12 protein-coding genes and 2 tRNA genes are annotated in these 14,296 nt (G+C 49.7%); 7 read left to right on the plus strand and 7 right to left on the minus strand.

Features of this window, described 5'->3' with window-relative positions:
• Positions 1-5: 5 nt before the first annotated feature.
• A complete protein-coding gene (gene punR / locus GW591_RS08560; protein WP_013576087.1) occupies positions 6-911 on the minus strand; it encodes a DNA-binding transcriptional activator PunR in 906 nt (301 codons plus the stop codon).
• Between the two features lie 136 nt (positions 912-1,047).
• Here punR and punC point away from each other — a divergent pair, with 136 nt between their 5' ends.
• Entirely contained in the window at positions 1,048-2,259 is a 1,212-nt protein-coding gene (gene punC, locus GW591_RS08565; protein WP_013576088.1) for a purine nucleoside transporter PunC, read from the plus strand.
• Positions 2,260-2,619: 360 nt separating this feature from the next.
• Positions 2,620-3,771 (plus strand): cyclopropane fatty acyl phospholipid synthase, encoded by a 1,152-nt coding sequence (cfa, locus tag GW591_RS08570; RefSeq protein ID WP_013576089.1) that lies wholly within the window; start codon positions 2,620-2,622, stop codon positions 3,769-3,771.
• A gap of 78 nt (positions 3,772-3,849) precedes the next feature.
• Here the strand turns inward: cfa and GW591_RS08575 are convergent, their stop codons facing one another.
• A complete protein-coding gene (locus GW591_RS08575; RefSeq protein ID WP_013576090.1) occupies positions 3,850-4,503 on the minus strand; it encodes a riboflavin synthase in 654 nt (217 codons plus the stop codon).
• Positions 4,504-4,757: 254 nt separating this feature from the next.
• Here GW591_RS08575 and GW591_RS08580 point away from each other — a divergent pair, with 254 nt between their 5' ends.
• From GW591_RS08580 to GW591_RS08600, 5 genes are all read left to right on the plus strand, one after another.
• Positions 4,758-6,131, plus strand: coding sequence for an MATE family efflux transporter (locus tag GW591_RS08580; RefSeq protein ID WP_013576091.1), 1,374 nt, complete (start codon positions 4,758-4,760; stop codon positions 6,129-6,131).
• A 221-nt stretch (positions 6,132-6,352) separates the two neighbouring features.
• Positions 6,353-6,429, plus strand: a tRNA-Val gene (locus GW591_RS08585).
• 29 nt (positions 6,430-6,458) lie between these two features.
• A tRNA-Val gene (locus tag GW591_RS08590) sits at positions 6,459-6,535 on the plus strand.
• A gap of 547 nt (positions 6,536-7,082) precedes the next feature.
• Positions 7,083-8,495: a pyruvate kinase PykF gene (gene pykF / locus GW591_RS08595; protein ID WP_037035301.1), complete on the plus strand. Its 1,413-nt coding sequence runs from the start codon at positions 7,083-7,085 to the stop codon at positions 8,493-8,495.
• Positions 8,496-8,788: 293 nt separating this feature from the next.
• Positions 8,789-9,025, plus strand: a complete 237-nt coding sequence (locus GW591_RS08600) for a major outer membrane lipoprotein (protein WP_013576093.1) — start codon at positions 8,789-8,791, stop codon at positions 9,023-9,025.
• A gap of 214 nt (positions 9,026-9,239) precedes the next feature.
• Here GW591_RS08600 and GW591_RS08605 read toward each other — a convergent pair whose 3' ends face one another.
• The 5 genes from GW591_RS08605 to sufC all read right to left on the minus strand — a co-directional run bounded on the left by GW591_RS08605 (position 9,240) and on the right by sufC (position 14,199).
• Positions 9,240-10,253, minus strand: a complete 1,014-nt coding sequence (locus GW591_RS08605; RefSeq protein WP_013576095.1) for a L,D-transpeptidase family protein — start codon at positions 10,251-10,253, stop codon at positions 9,240-9,242.
• A 261-nt stretch (positions 10,254-10,514) separates the two neighbouring features.
• Positions 10,515-10,928 (minus strand): cysteine desulfuration protein SufE, encoded by a 414-nt coding sequence (gene sufE / locus GW591_RS08610; protein ID WP_013576096.1) that lies wholly within the window; start codon positions 10,926-10,928, stop codon positions 10,515-10,517.
• A gap of 28 nt (positions 10,929-10,956) precedes the next feature.
• A complete protein-coding gene (gene sufS, locus GW591_RS08615) occupies positions 10,957-12,177 on the minus strand; it encodes a cysteine desulfurase SufS (RefSeq protein WP_013576097.1) in 1,221 nt (406 codons plus the stop codon).
• Positions 12,177-13,478 (minus strand): Fe-S cluster assembly protein SufD, encoded by a 1,302-nt coding sequence (gene sufD, locus GW591_RS08620; protein WP_013576098.1) that lies wholly within the window; start codon positions 13,476-13,478, stop codon positions 12,177-12,179. Before sufD ends, sufS begins: the two co-directional genes overlap by 1 nt.
• The gene (gene sufC, locus GW591_RS08625; RefSeq protein WP_013576099.1) at positions 13,453-14,199 is read right to left on the minus strand and encodes a Fe-S cluster assembly ATPase SufC; all 747 of its coding nucleotides are present in this window, start codon (positions 14,197-14,199) and stop codon (positions 13,453-13,455) included. The genes sufD and sufC overlap by 26 nt, the downstream gene beginning before the upstream one ends.
• Positions 14,200-14,296 lie beyond the last annotated feature (97 nt).

Genomic DNA, 14,296 nt, shown 5'->3' on the forward strand with positions numbered 1-14,296 from the left:
TTTTTCTAATCACGCAGCCATTCCTGATTCATGGTTTCTGTATCGCCCATATATTCCAGCAACCAGGCCAGCGAGGGTGACGGATTGCTTTGATCCCACGTCAGGCAACACGGGCTGTCGGGAAACGTATTTTCCAGCGTCAGCACCTGCAACTTTTTCTGTTCTATCCACGGCGTGACGCGATGAACCGGCATCATACCCACGCATAAGCCTTCGGTCAGGCATTCCAGCGCACAGGTCCAGTCTGGCACGACCAGCCGCCGCTGGTTATCAAGCGTCCATGTATCCCGCTTAGGCAATGTCCGGGAGGTGTCTTCCAGACAGAGTGCAGGATAAGGCCGCAACTCATCATCATTCAGCGCGCCGGATAACTGAGCCAGCGGATGTTGCGGGCTGACGACGCAATGCCAGTCCATAAATCCCATGTCACGAAAACTGAAGCCCCCGCCAACCGGTATCGCGCGTGTAGCACCGATCGCCACGTCTGCCCGCCCGTCAACCAGCGCATCCCAGACACCATTAAACACTTCTGAGTGAATAATGAGTTCGGTGTCCGCAAAATGGCGGTAGAAATCGAGCACCAGACGCCGTGTCCGTGCGGGTTTTACAATCCGGTCAACCGCCACACGTAATTCGCCGCGCCAGCCGTTCGCCACCTGCTGACACTGCCGGCGCGTGGCTATCATTTTTTTTGTCAGAATCCGCGCTTCATCGACAAAAACCTTTCCCGCAGGCGTCAGTACCACGTCACGATGGCGACGTTCAAACAACGGCACGGCCAGCCACTGCTCAAGCTGACGGACGGTATAGCTGATAGCAGAAGGTACGCGGTGCAAATCTTGCGCTGCCGCACTAAAACTACCTGTTCTTGCCACGGCATCTACCACTTCAAGGGCGTATTCTGACCACATAATTCAGCCTTCAATATTTTTGATAGCAGAGTGCAAATATTAGCGTTTCACAAGCCTGTTATCAAAGCGTTAAACTCCGCCTCCGGTATGTAATCTGCATCACATCATCTGCAATAAATAAATTAATGAGACGATAATGAAACCCTCCTTTGGATTTATGCTCTATCTCGCGGGACTGAGCATGCTGGGCTTTTTAGCCACTGATATGTATCTGCCTGCGTTCAGCGCCATGCAAACCAGTCTGATGACCAGCCCCGGGATGATCAGCGCAAGTCTGAGCATTTTTCTCGGCGGATTTGCTCTCGGTCAGTTGTTATGGGGGCCGTTGTCAGACAGGATCGGCCGTAAACCGGTATTGCTTCTTGGTCTGACACTGTTTGCGGTCGGTTGTCTGGGCGTTATCTGGGTTGAGAATGTACGCGCCCTTCTGGCCCTGCGCTTCTTACAGGCGATGGGCGTTTGTGCCGCCGCAGTCACCTGGCAGGCAATCGTTGTTGACCGTTTCTCTGCCGATGTGGCGAAAAAAACCTTCGCCAGCATTATGCCGTTAGTGGCTCTTTCTCCGGCACTGGCACCATTACTTGGTGCGTGGGTACTCAATCATTTTGACTGGGAAGCCATTTTTGCTCTGCTGACCGCAGTCGCCGTCGTCCTGGTGCTGACGACGCTGACTCTGCGTGAGAATAAACCGGCAAAACAAGCGAAGGCTGATAAAACAGGGTTTGCGACGTTACTGAAATCGCCTGTTTACAGCGGGAATGTCATGATTTATGCCGCCTGTTCAGCCGGATTCTTTGCGTGGTTAACGGGTTCACCGTTTATCCTGAGCGACATGGGTTATTCACCCGGTGCCATCGGGCTGAGCTATGTCCCGCAGACTATTGCTTTCCTGCTTGGTGGTTTTGGTTGCCGTGTTGTGATCAGCAAGCTGGACGGTAATAAAATTCTGCCATGGTTACTGGCGGGTTACGGCGTCAGTATGGTGACTTTGTTCTGTGTTGCCATGTTCACGGATGCCGGGCTGATTAGCCTGCTGATCCCTTTCTGTCTGATGGCTTTGGTGAATGGTGCAACCTACCCAATTGTTGTCGCAAATGCATTAATGCCGTTTCCTGCTAATACAGGCAAGGCGGCAGCATTGCAAAATACGCTGCAGCTCGGGCTGTGCTTCCTTGCCAGCTTGCTGGTTTCCGCATTTATTGTGCATCCGCTCATGGCGACAGTCACGATCATGCTGTCTACACTATTGTTGGTAGTTTTGGGCCGCTGGCTCTCTTTGCAGCATGAAAGCCCGCAAGACAATGGACAGGAATCAGAGCAGGAAGCTCAGACAAGGCATGCTAATTAATAGTGATAATACCCTGATGTAACAGTCACTTAACGGGCATTTTCATTCATCACGATTAACTATTGAGAATGCCTGCCAGCGAGCCTATACTCAACAAAACCAAATAAAATAGCACTTTTACAAAACTTTTATCACATACTTAAGCCAGACGCGCGGACAGTGTCACACTTATTTTTTTGTACTTTTTCAAGGATGATTTTCCTGCACGTCTTACGGCGCGCAGGCGTTCTTCTTAATTTCCTCTGTTGGTGTCGAATATCGGGCGAGGCGCTAGTCGTCTGTTCTCATAAAGACCTGCAAAAATAGCCTTTGCTTTTCCCGGCAGGTTAATAAGTCAGAAGAGAAAGTGATGGAGAAGCTATGAGTTCATCGTGTATAGAAGATCAAAGCATTCAGGACAATCAGTGGTACCGGATCGCCAGTGAAATGCTGGCGATGGCAGATATTCAGGTAAACGGTAATCGTCCTTTCGACCTTAAAGTAAAAAACACTGACTTCTTTAAGCGTGTTTTACAGGAAGGTTCTCTGGGCCTCGGTGAAAGTTATATGGACGGTTGGTGGGAATGCGACCGTCTGGATATCTTTTTCCAGCGCGTTATTCGTGCCGGTTTGGAAAGTAAACTCCCCCACCATTTTAAAGATACTTTACGTGTCGCCGCAGCACGCCTGACCAATCTGCAATCCCGCAAACGGGCGTGGATTGTTGGCAAAGAGCATTATGATCTGGGGAATGATTTATTTACTCTGATGCTCGACCCGTACATGCAATATTCCTGCGGCTACTGGAAAGAGGCCACTACGCTTGAAGAAGCACAGGAAGCAAAACTCAAAATGATCTGTGACAAGCTGCAATTAAAACCGGGACAGCGCTTGCTGGATATCGGTTGCGGCTGGGGTGGATTATCAGAGTTTGCGGCAAGAAATTATGGCGTGAGCGTTGTGGGTGTCACGATTTCTGCTGAACAACAAAAACTGGCTCAAAAACGCTGTGAAGGGCTGGATGTCACAATCCTGCTGCAGGATTACCGTGACCTTAATGATCAGTTTGACCGCATTGTTTCTGTCGGAATGTTTGAGCATGTGGGTCCGAAAAATTATCAGACCTATTTTAATGTCGCCAAACGCAATATCAAACCTGACGGCATTTTCCTGCTGCACACCATCGGTTCTAATAAAACAGACCTTAATGTCGATCCGTGGATTGATAAATACATCTTCCCCAACGGTTGCCTGCCGTCGGTTCAACAAATTGCACAAACCAGTGAGTCATTATTTGTAATGGAAGACTGGCACAATATCGGCGCTGATTATGACCGCACGCTGATGGCGTGGAATGAACGCTTCCAGAAACACTGGCCGGAACTGGCGGAAAAATACGGTGAACGTTTCCACCGCATGTTCACCTACTACCTGAATGCCTGCGCCGGTGCTTTCCGCGCCCGGGACATTCAGTTGTGGCAAGTCGTCTTTAGCCCGCAAGGCGTTGATGGCGGAATGCGCGTACCACGCTGATGGTTGTATGCGTTAGCTAATAAAAAACCGGACACTGAATGTCCGGTTTTTTTATGTCAATAAAGGGTCTGAGATAACTTATTCGGCTTTATCGATCATCGCCTGTGCCGTAGCGATCGCCGCTTCACGACTGGCTAATACGCGTTCGACCGTATCGACAATCGCCTGAGTTTGCGGATCGATTTCGATATTAATTTTGTCGCCCAGACGTTTCGTGCCCAGCGTTGTGCGTTGCAAGGTTTCCGGAATTAAATGTACACAGAAACGGGTGCGGGTCACTTCACCGATGGTGAGACTAATACCGTCGATCCCGATATAACCTTTATGTAATACATATTTCATCAAATCTTCATGCGGCATACGGAACCAGATCTGACGGTTATTTTCTGACGTCAGGATTTTTGCCACTTCCGCCGTACAAATAATATGACCAGACATTAAATGTCCGCCAATTTCATCATTAAAACGCGCTGCACGTTCCAGATTAACTGAGTCGCCCTCTTTCAGTTCGCCCAGATTTGTCAGGCGCAGGGTTTCTTTCATCAGATCAAAACTCACCAGGTCACCGTTCACTTCAGTCACCGTCAGGCAGCAACCGTTGTGTGATACCGATGCGCCGAGTTGCAGGTTATCCAGCATATCTTCAGGTAAACGAACAACATGGGTACGGAAATTGGGTTTCTCGTCGATCGATACGACCGTGCCGGTTCCCTGTACAATTCCGGTAAACATAGCCTTTTCCTCAATGTTTGAATCTGTTGTATTAAAACGTCACTCCGTTCAGTTTGCCGCAGAATTAATTGAAAGCCAAATCTCTGCAAGAAGAAATAGCACCGTCTGCTTCAATTCCATTATTTAACCAGCTATTAACAGCTTTGTTTGCTTAAAAATACCGACAATGTACAATCTTCGGACTATTTCTCTCTGTTTAATGCCATCTGTTGTGGCGTTTTTTATTCAATATAATCAAGAAAAAAGGTGTATCTGTGCAGAAGTACCTTGCAGAAGCGCGGGTTTTGTTAGCGCTTGCCATCCCGGTCATCCTTGCGCAAATAGCCCAGACATCCATGGGCGTTGTGGACACAATAATGGCGGGGTCGGTCAGTGCCACGGACATGGCTGCCGTCGCTGTCGGCACCTCAATCTGGTTGCCGGCGATTTTATTCGGACACGGTTTACTCTTGTCACTGACACCAACCATCGCGCATTTAAATGGAGCCGGGCGTCGCGATAAAATTGGTCATCAGGTTCAGCAAGGATTCTGGCTGGCGTCGGGGGTTTCGGTGCTGATCATCGCGGTGCTGTCACAGTGCGACCATATTCTTAGCCTGATGCATAATATTGATCCCGAACTGAAAGCAAAAGCCGTCGGCTATCTGCATGCCATTATGTGGGGCGCTCCGGGCTATTTATTCTTCCAGGTGCTGCGTGACCAATGTGAAGGTTTGTCAAAAACCAAGCCAGGCATGGTGTTCGGCTTTATCGGTCTGCTGGTGAACATTCCCGTGAATTACATTTTTATTTACGGCAAGTTCGGTGCGCCCGCGCTCGGTGGCGTCGGCTGTGGTGTCGCCACGGGGACCGTATATTGGGTCATGTTCTTCATCATGCGGATTTACGTACGTCGCAATCGTGCCCTGCGCGATACTCAGCCGCATTCGCGGTTTGCGAAACCCGACTGGCCGACATTGCGCCGTCTGATCCAGCTCGGTATGCCAATCGCACTGGCATTATTTTTCGAAGTGACACTGTTTGCGATCGTTGCCCTGCTCGTCTCCCCACTTGGGATCGTGGCTGTCGCCAGTCACCAGATTGCGCTCAACGTCGGTTCCCTGATGTTCGTCATTCCGCTGTCTTTAGGTGTCGCCGCCACGATTCGAGTGGGTTCGCGGCTGGGGGAATCGTCGGTTGAAGGCGCGAAGATTGCGGCTTATACCAGTATAGGAACGGGAATTATGATGGCCTGTTGCACCAGTCTGACGGCCATCATTTTCCGCGAGCACATTGCCTCCCTTTATAATGACAGCCCGGAAGTCGTCACTCTGGCTTCCCATCTTCTGATCTTTGCTGCGCTGTTTCAGATTTCAGATGCGATTCAGGTTATCGGTAGCGGCATTTTGCGGGGCTATAAAGACACACGTTCCATCTTCTATATTACGTTTGTCGCTTACTGGGTGCTGGGCCTGCCGGTAGGGTACGCTCTCGGACTGACCGATATTCTGGTTCCGCAGATGGGCCCCAGCGGTTTCTGGTGCGGATTTATTCTGGGGCTGACCTTCGCAGCGCTGATGATGACATTGCGGATGCGCTGGTTACAGAAGCAACCGTCTTACACCATTTTGCAAAAAGCGGGCCGTTAATCCCCCCGGCTTCATCCGCGTGCTGTGAATATCTGTTCCGGCGCGCGGATTTTTCAGCTATTGCGCTGGCTTTTATGTCTAAAAAAACAACGCAATGCACATAAGCTCGGCAGTCACGCACAATATGACAGGAAAATGTCTTTTTTCCCTTGCCAGTATTCAGAGAGGTCGTTAATATTCGTCCCCGTCGCCAACACTGGCTGATGAAAAAGAAAAACGATGCGTCCGTAGCTCAGTTGGTTAGAGCACCACCTTGACATGGTGGGGGTCGGTGGTTCGAGTCCACTCGGACGCACCATCTTTCTTAGCAGTACCGTTGCATATTGTGCGTCCGTAGCTCAGTTGGTTAGAGCACCACCTTGACATGGTGGGGGTCGGTGGTTCGAGTCCACTCGGACGCACCAAAGCAACTTCCTGAACTCTCCCTTGTGCATCAAACTCCCTGGAACGACCTGAACCTCTCTGTTGGCTTTTATTTTCCCTGATAAATTTACGTTAAGTCATCCGTTTGTATTTTTTAAGATTATTTCCCGTATGTATCATTTTTGACACTTGCGTGAACAAACCGTTATCACTTCTGCTTTCACCCCTGCCCGCATTGGATAATTTCAAAACAACGTTCCGAAATCTGCCCTAAGCTTGCGCCGCATCACGTTTTTTATTTGGTTTCCCAACCTGTTCCCCTCTATAATACGCATCGTCTCTTCGATTGAATGGTTTCAGCCCCTTGATCTGTCGATATCGCACTTACAAAAGCATCACCACTCCAGTAGCGATGATAAATCGCACAAATCGCTATGCTTTGGCTGAACTTACTACACCATTCCTTTCACAGTCTTCTACGCTTAGTAATGATTTGCTTCAATCAGGCACCACCTCAATTCCGCGCGGGCAGCGATGCTGTCAGGCAAACACTTTTCCTATCCATCACAACTTGTAGATAAAATCGTCATGAAAAAGACCAAAATTGTTTGTACCATCGGACCGAAAACTGAATCCGAAGAAATGCTGACCAAGCTGCTTGATGCAGGCATGAACGTTATGCGTCTGAACTTCTCTCACGGTGATTATGAAGAGCACGGTCAGCGCATTCAAAATATCCGCAACGTGATGGCGAAGACCGGTCACAAAGCGGCAATTCTGCTGGACACCAAAGGTCCTGAAATCCGCACCATGAAACTGGAAGGCGGCAAAGACGCTTCTCTGGTTGCGGGTCAGACTTACACTTTCACCACGGATCAAAGCGTTATCGGTAACACCGAACGTGTTGCGGTTACCTATCAGGGTTTTGCTGCTGACTTGAAAATCGGCAACACCATTCTGGTCGATGACGGCCTGATTGGTATGGAAGTGACCAACGTCACCGAAACCGACGTGACCTGTAAAGTGCTGAACAACGGCGACCTGGGCGAAAACAAAGGCGTTAACCTGCCAGGTGTTTCTATCGCACTGCCAGCGCTGGCTGAAAAAGACAAACGTGACCTGATCTTCGGTTGCGAGCAAGGCGTTGACTTCGTCGCGGCTTCTTTCATCCGTAAACGTTCTGACGTTCTGGAAATCCGTGAACACCTGAAAGCACACGGTGGCGAACACATCCAGATCATCTCCAAAATCGAAAACCAGGAAGGCCTGAATAACTTCGACGAAATCCTCGAAGCGTCAGACGGCATCATGGTTGCCCGTGGTGACCTGGGTGTTGAAATTCCGGTTGAAGAAGTTATCTTCGCGCAGAAGATGATGATTGAGAAATGTAACCGTGCACGCAAAGTGGTTATTACCGCTACGCAAATGCTCGATTCCATGATCAAAAACCCACGCCCTACCCGTGCAGAAGCTGGCGACGTAGCTAACGCCATCATCGACGGTACCGACGCAGTGATGCTGTCTGGCGAAAGTGCGAAAGGTAAATACCCGCTGGAAGCTGTAACTATCATGGCTACCATCTGTGACCGTACTGACCGCGTAATGCAAAGCCGCATTGATGGCCAGAACGAAAACCGCAAGCTGCGTATCACAGAAGCGGTTTGCCGTGGTGCTGTTGAAACTGCAGAGAAACTGGACGCGCCACTGATCGTCGTTGCCACCAGCGGCGGTAAATCAGCAAAAGCCGTGCGTAAATACTTCCCGCATGCGACTATCCTTGCCCTGACCACTAATGAAATCACCGCACGTCAGTTGATCCTGACCAAAGGTGTGGTGACTCAACTGGTGAAAGAGATTGCTTCTACTGACGACTTCTACCGTATCGGTAAAGAAGCGGCGATTGAAAGCGGTCTGGCACAGAAAGGTGATATCGTAGTGATGGTTTCTGGCGCACTGGTACAGAGCGGTACAACCAATACTTCATCGGTGCATGTTGTTTAATTAAAAACGTGACCAAGAGCATTAATGAACGCCGCGAAATGTGGCGTTTATTTATTCAAAAAGTATCTTCTTTCATAAAAAGTGCTAAATGCAGTAGCTGCAAAATTGGGATAAGTCCCATGGAATACGGCTGTTTTCGCTGCAATTTTTAACTTTTTCGTAAAAAAAGATGTTTCTTTGAGCGAACGATCAAAATATAGCGTCTACCGGCAAAAAATTATTCTCATTAGAAAATAGTTTGTGTAATACTTGTAACGCTACATGGAGATTAACTTAATCTAGAGGGTTTTATAATGAATCGCACTAAACTGGTACTGGGCGCTGTAATCCTGGCTTCAACTATGCTGGCTGGTTGTTCAAGCAATGCTAAAATCGACCAACTGTCTTCAGACGTTTCTACTCTGAACTCTAAAGTTGACCAACTGAGCAACGACGTGAACGCAATCCGTTCTGACGTTCAAGCAGCTAAAGACGATGCAGCTCGCGCTAACCAACGTCTGGATAACCAAGCTCACGCTTACAAGAAGTAATATTTACTTCTCTAGTTCAATGGCGCACTCAGTGCGCCATTTTTTTTACCTGCAATTTCATTATGTTTTTTTTCTCCCTCGCATTCAGGTCTTTGAATCATCACTAAATCCCCCATTTAAAACGCCCTCAATCACTCACGTGAATGTCAGACATAAAAAAGGGACCATGATGGCCCCTGAAGTTTAAATCGTTTCTGATGTGTTTCTGCGACGTTTACTGCGTACTGGCTGTATTGACTGCCGGTTCGCCCGAAGTCGCTGTTTGCGGCTGATTGATAGCCGGTGGTGTATCCCCCGCTTTATCGCCAACGCTGACAACAACCGGCATACCCGCACGACGTTTAATCGCTTCTTTTACCATCTCAGCGTTAGTCTCATCATGCTTAATAAATTTCTTCATTGCTGCAGTCAGAGGAATTGGTTTGGTTTGCGGGTCATCTTTCTCCGTGTGGGACAACGGCTGATGCACCTCGATATAGCGTTTACCGTCCGGTTCGATATCAAACTTGATTGGCTGATTCACGATTTGTACGCGTGTCCCTTTAGGCACCGAGTTAAACAGCGCTTCGATATCGTCAGGACGCAGACGGATACAACCGGAACTCACGCGCATACCAATGCCGAAGTTCGCATTGGTGCCGTGGATCAGATACTGTCCTGTTCCTGCAGACAGACGCATCGCAAACAAGCCCATCGGATTATCCGGCCCGGCTGGGACCATGCCCGGCAATGTGATCCCCTCTTTCAGATAGGCTTTACGGATATTGGCAGTGGGCGTCCAGGTAGGATTGGGGATCTTCTGGCTGACTGATGTCACCATCTCCGGTGTGTTACGCCCTAACTGGCCGATACCAATCGGATAGACAATGACTTTGTCCTCGCCTTTCGGATAGTAGTAAAGACGCATTTCAGCCAGATTGACTACGATACCTTCACGTTTGGTATCCGGTAACAGCATCTGCGAAGGAATGGTCAGCACAGTTCCGGCTTTTGGCAAATAAGGGTCAGTTCCCGGATTCGCTTCCAGCATCGCAATCAGGCCAATCTGGTATTTGGCTGCCACGTCTTCCAGCGGCTTACCGTCGTTGGGCACAACATACGTTGTATTTTCGCCAATCAGGCGGCTATTATCCGGCGGCAAAGGGTATTCTGCTGCACTTGCGGTCATGGAATGCGTTGCCATTATTGTGCCAACTAACATTGCCAGAAGGGGTAATGCGCGTCTCATACTCAGTCCTTTTTCGGCCTGCGCTCAGCGAATCTGAGGCAAGACAATTATCTTGTCCGGTAATATTAGCAGCACAGAATTTCATGGCAATCAAACCACTGTAAATCAGAAAGTTACCTTACAGAAGTCAGAATAAAAAGCAGGAGGATAGTGGGTTGAAAAATCAGGAGTAAAAGGAGATATGTGCAGAGAAAGAAGTCATCTGCCTTGCTCATTAGCAGATAATTCCTAATGAGCAAGGCAGTACAGCAGCTAGCGGTATTAAGACAACTCTGCGGCTTTAGCGCGAATAGAGCGAATCATCGCTTCCAGCCCTTGCGAGCGTGAAGGTGTCAGATGCTGGCTCAGTTCAAGTTCAGTGAAAAACGGACGCACATCCAGTTCAACCACATCACGAGGCGTTAAACCCTGATACAGGCTGAAGACAATCGCGACCAGACCTTTAACAATGGCTGCATCACTGTCACCTTCGAAGGTCAGTGCACCATTTTCATCAGTGCGCATCACAATCCATACCTGACTCTGGCAGCCGGAAATCAGGTTTTGATCCTGACGGTATTCTTCCGGTAAAACCGGTAACTGGCCACCCAGCTCAATCACGTACAGATATTTTTCTTCCCAATTCGGGCATCGGGAAAAGTTTCTGACTAACTTGTTTCTATCTGGCAAAGCCATAAAGACATCCTGATCTGGGCTGTCAGGATTAACCCAACAACCGGTGAATACGTTGCAGTCCAGCGACCAAACGGTCGACTTCTTCACGTGTATTGTACATCGCAAGCGACGCACGGCACATAGCCGGAACACCGTAGAAGGACATTAATGGCATCGCACAGTGGTGACCGGTGCGGATGGCAATACCGTATTGGTCAAGGAAACTGCCTACGTCGTACGCATGGTGTTTGCCGAGATTGAACGCAATAACCCCAGCTCGGGTGGCCGGGCCGTAGATCTGAATATCAGGCACCTGCGCCATCGCGTTGAGCGCATAGTTCATCAGTTCCTGTTCATAAGCATGGATATTTTCCAGACCCAGCTCAGTCACGTATTCCATTGCCGCACCCAGCCCCATAATTCCGCCGGTGTTGGGTGTGCCCGCTTCAAACCGCCACGGCGCCGCCGCGAATGTCGTGCCTTCGGTCAGACTGACATGTTTGATCATTGAGCCGCCACCTTCCCACGGAGGCATCTGATCCAGCAACGCCTTGCGGCCGTACAGAATACCAATACCGGTCGGCCCGTAAAGTTTATGTCCGGACCAGACATAGAAATCACAGCCCAGCGCCTGCACGTCAACCGCATGATGCATGACCGCCTGCGCACCATCAACCAGAACGGTCAGACCAGCAGCCTTCGCCTGAGGGATGATTTTTTCGATCGGGTTAACAGTGCCCAATACATTGGAAACATGCGCCAGCGTCAGTAATTTTGTGCGTGGCGTGATCAGCGATTCAAGCTGTGACAAATCCAGCTCACCTTCGGGTGTCAGGTGCCAGACATCGATATGAAGATCACGTTCTTTCGCCAGCATCTGCCATGGCACGATGTTCGCGTGGTGTTCCATTTCAGTCAGAATAATGTGGTCGCCGGCGTGTAAAAACTCACGTCCCCAGGTATTGGCGACCAGGTTAATGGCTTCCGTGGAACCTTTGACGAAGACGATTTCTTCCGCCGATGCGGCATTCATGAAATGGGCGGCCTGAGTGCGGACGTTTTCCATCTGCTCAGTCGCTTCCGCGCTCATGGTGTGAATACCACGGTGAACCGCAGCATAACCTTGTTCGAAGAAAGACATTTCTCGTTGAATAACCTGATGCGGTTTCTGCGCGCTGGCCGCGCTGTCAAGGTAGGCCAGCGGCTGGCCGTTAACTTCACGGCTCAGCACAGGGAAATCGCTACGTACTCTTTCCAGTGGAAAACTCATTACTTACCTCGATTTAGTCTGCCTGCAATACGGGCAATGACGACTTCACGCAGGGTTTCATTCTTAATGGCTTCCGTCAGTTCGGCAGCAAAAGCGAAGATGATCATTTGCTGAGCATCCTGCCCGCTGATCCCACGGGTACGCAGATAGAAAAGCTGTTCGTCGTCGATACGACCCACTGTCGCACCGTGGCTGCACTTCACGTCATCGGCATAAATTTCCAGCTGAGGTTTGGTATCAACCTCAGTGTGTTTGCCCAGCAACAAGTTGTTGTTGGTCATTTTGCCATCAGTTTTCAGTGCGTGCTGGGCCACTTTAATCATGCCGTTGAAAATCGCTTTAGCGCGATCGTTCACGATCACTTTGTGCAACTGTTTGCTGTTGCAATAGCCTTTATTATGTTCCAGATACGTCCGGGTATCGGCAATCTCAGAATCAACCGGCAGAACCAGACTGTTGATATCCAGATTGCTGTTTTCGCCGTTAAGCTGCGCGCTGGTGTTATTTCGGGTCAGGCCCGCACCCAGCAGGAAACTGTGGCTGGAAACACGTGCATCGCGCCCGATGACCAGATCATTATGCGAGAAGTGGAAACTGGCCTGGCTTTCAAAGGCCAGTTTGTAATGCGTGAAATCTGCATTATCGCCCACATTTATCGTCATACGTGCACCGGTGAAATGTCCCTGGTCGTTCAGACTCAGGTAATGCTCGATAACTTCTGCATTCGCACCATTCTCAATCGCCAGGTGATAACGATGATGAACGGTATTCATTTCGCGCGACTGGTCACGACCACTGCTCAGATGGAGCAGATACAGCGGTTTCTCAGCGTGCTTGCCTACAGGCAAACGCACAGAGAAAGAATCCTGCGCCAGACTTTCAGTCAGATGTAAAAACACCTCTGACTGAATCGGATCCGGTAACGTTTGTTGCGCGGAAGGGCTCAGTTTTTCGATTTCAAACGCACCGGTATCGCTGTCGCTCAGGCTCGCATCAAAACGACCATCCACGAAAACCAGACGGTAGCACTCCAGTGGCAGCGCAAGGGATTTGATTTTCTCAACCGTCAGCGCCTGCTGCTGAGGAGCAAAGAACTGATTGCCCAGCAGTGAAGAAACCGGCGTGTATTTCCAGTCTTCCAGTTTGGCATGCGGAAAACCGAGGCGCAGCACCTGTTGCCAGTGAGCATGCGCATGGGGGGATTGCTCACCGCCACGGCTTTCAAAAAGACGGTAAAGTTGCTGCATGGCGTGCGAACTGCCCGCCGCAGGGACATTACTCTTCGTCGGTAAGCCAGCCATAACCTTGCTCCTCTAACTGTTTAACCAAGGTGAAATCGCCGGATTTAACGATGCGGCCCTGATACAGAACATGCACGTAGTCAGGCTTGATGTAGTCGAGGATACGCTGGTAGTGGGTGACAATAACGAATGAACGTTTGCCGTCACGCAGTGTGTTGACACCATCAGAAACAATCTTCAGCGCATCGATGTCCAGACCGGAGTCGGTTTCATCAAGGATGCACAGGTTTGGTTCAAGCGCTGCCATTTGCAGAATGTCGTTACGCTTTTTCTCGCCACCGGAGAAACCTACATTCACTGAACGGGTGAGCAAATCGGCAGGCATCTTGAGCATCGCGATTTTCTCTTCGATGAAATCTGCGAAGTCAAAACGATCCATCGGCTCCTGCCCGCGGTATTTACGCACCGCATTCACTGCTGTTTGCAGGAAGAAATGGTTGGTCACACCAGGGATTTCTACCGGGTACTGGAAAGCCATGAATACGCCTTCGCCAGCACGATCTTCCGGCGCGAGTTCCAGCAAATCTTTACCGTTGAAGATGACGGAACCGTCAGTGACTTCGTAATCTTCACGGCCAGCCAGTGTCGCGGAGAGCGTACTTTTACCTGAGCCGTTCGGGCCCATAATGGCGTGTACTTCACCCGGTTTGATCTCCAGATCAAGTCCTTTCAGAATTTCCTTTTCTTCGACACGGACCTTCAAATTCTTAATGCTTAACATACGTATCCTTGAGTTTGCGCCTGGGCGCTCATAATTCTGTTTTATGCTGTGACTTTGAGAACTCACACCTGCACGTCGCACACATCACACCATGCTG

Source organism: Rahnella aceris (genome assembly GCF_011684115.1).
Classification (GTDB): domain Bacteria; phylum Pseudomonadota; class Gammaproteobacteria; order Enterobacterales; family Enterobacteriaceae; genus Rahnella; species Rahnella aceris.

Excerpts from the sequence above, each read along its gene's own strand:
- GW591_RS08605 (WP_013576095.1), bottom strand. The coding sequence starts at position 10,253 with ATGAGACGCGCATTACCCCTTCTGGCAATGTTAGTTGGCACAATAATG.
- sufC (WP_013576099.1), bottom strand. The coding sequence starts at position 14,199 with ATGTTAAGCATTAAGAATTTGAAGGTCCGTGTCGAAGAAAAGGAAATT.
- punC (WP_013576088.1), top strand. The coding sequence starts at position 1,048 with ATGAAACCCTCCTTTGGATTTATGCTCTATCTCGCGGGACTGAGCATG.
- sufE (WP_013576096.1), bottom strand. The coding sequence starts at position 10,928 with ATGGCTTTGCCAGATAGAAACAAGTTAGTCAGAAACTTTTCCCGATGC.
- sufD (WP_013576098.1), bottom strand. The coding sequence starts at position 13,478 with ATGGCTGGCTTACCGACGAAGAGTAATGTCCCTGCGGCGGGCAGTTCG.
- punR (WP_013576087.1), bottom strand. The coding sequence starts at position 911 with ATGTGGTCAGAATACGCCCTTGAAGTGGTAGATGCCGTGGCAAGAACA.
- sufS (WP_013576097.1), bottom strand. The coding sequence starts at position 12,177 with ATGAGTTTTCCACTGGAAAGAGTACGTAGCGATTTCCCTGTGCTGAGC.
- GW591_RS08600 (WP_013576093.1), top strand. The coding sequence starts at position 8,789 with ATGAATCGCACTAAACTGGTACTGGGCGCTGTAATCCTGGCTTCAACT.
- GW591_RS08575 (WP_013576090.1), bottom strand. The coding sequence starts at position 4,503 with ATGTTTACCGGAATTGTACAGGGAACCGGCACGGTCGTATCGATCGAC.
- pykF (WP_037035301.1), top strand. The coding sequence starts at position 7,083 with ATGAAAAAGACCAAAATTGTTTGTACCATCGGACCGAAAACTGAATCC.
- cfa (WP_013576089.1), top strand. The coding sequence starts at position 2,620 with ATGAGTTCATCGTGTATAGAAGATCAAAGCATTCAGGACAATCAGTGG.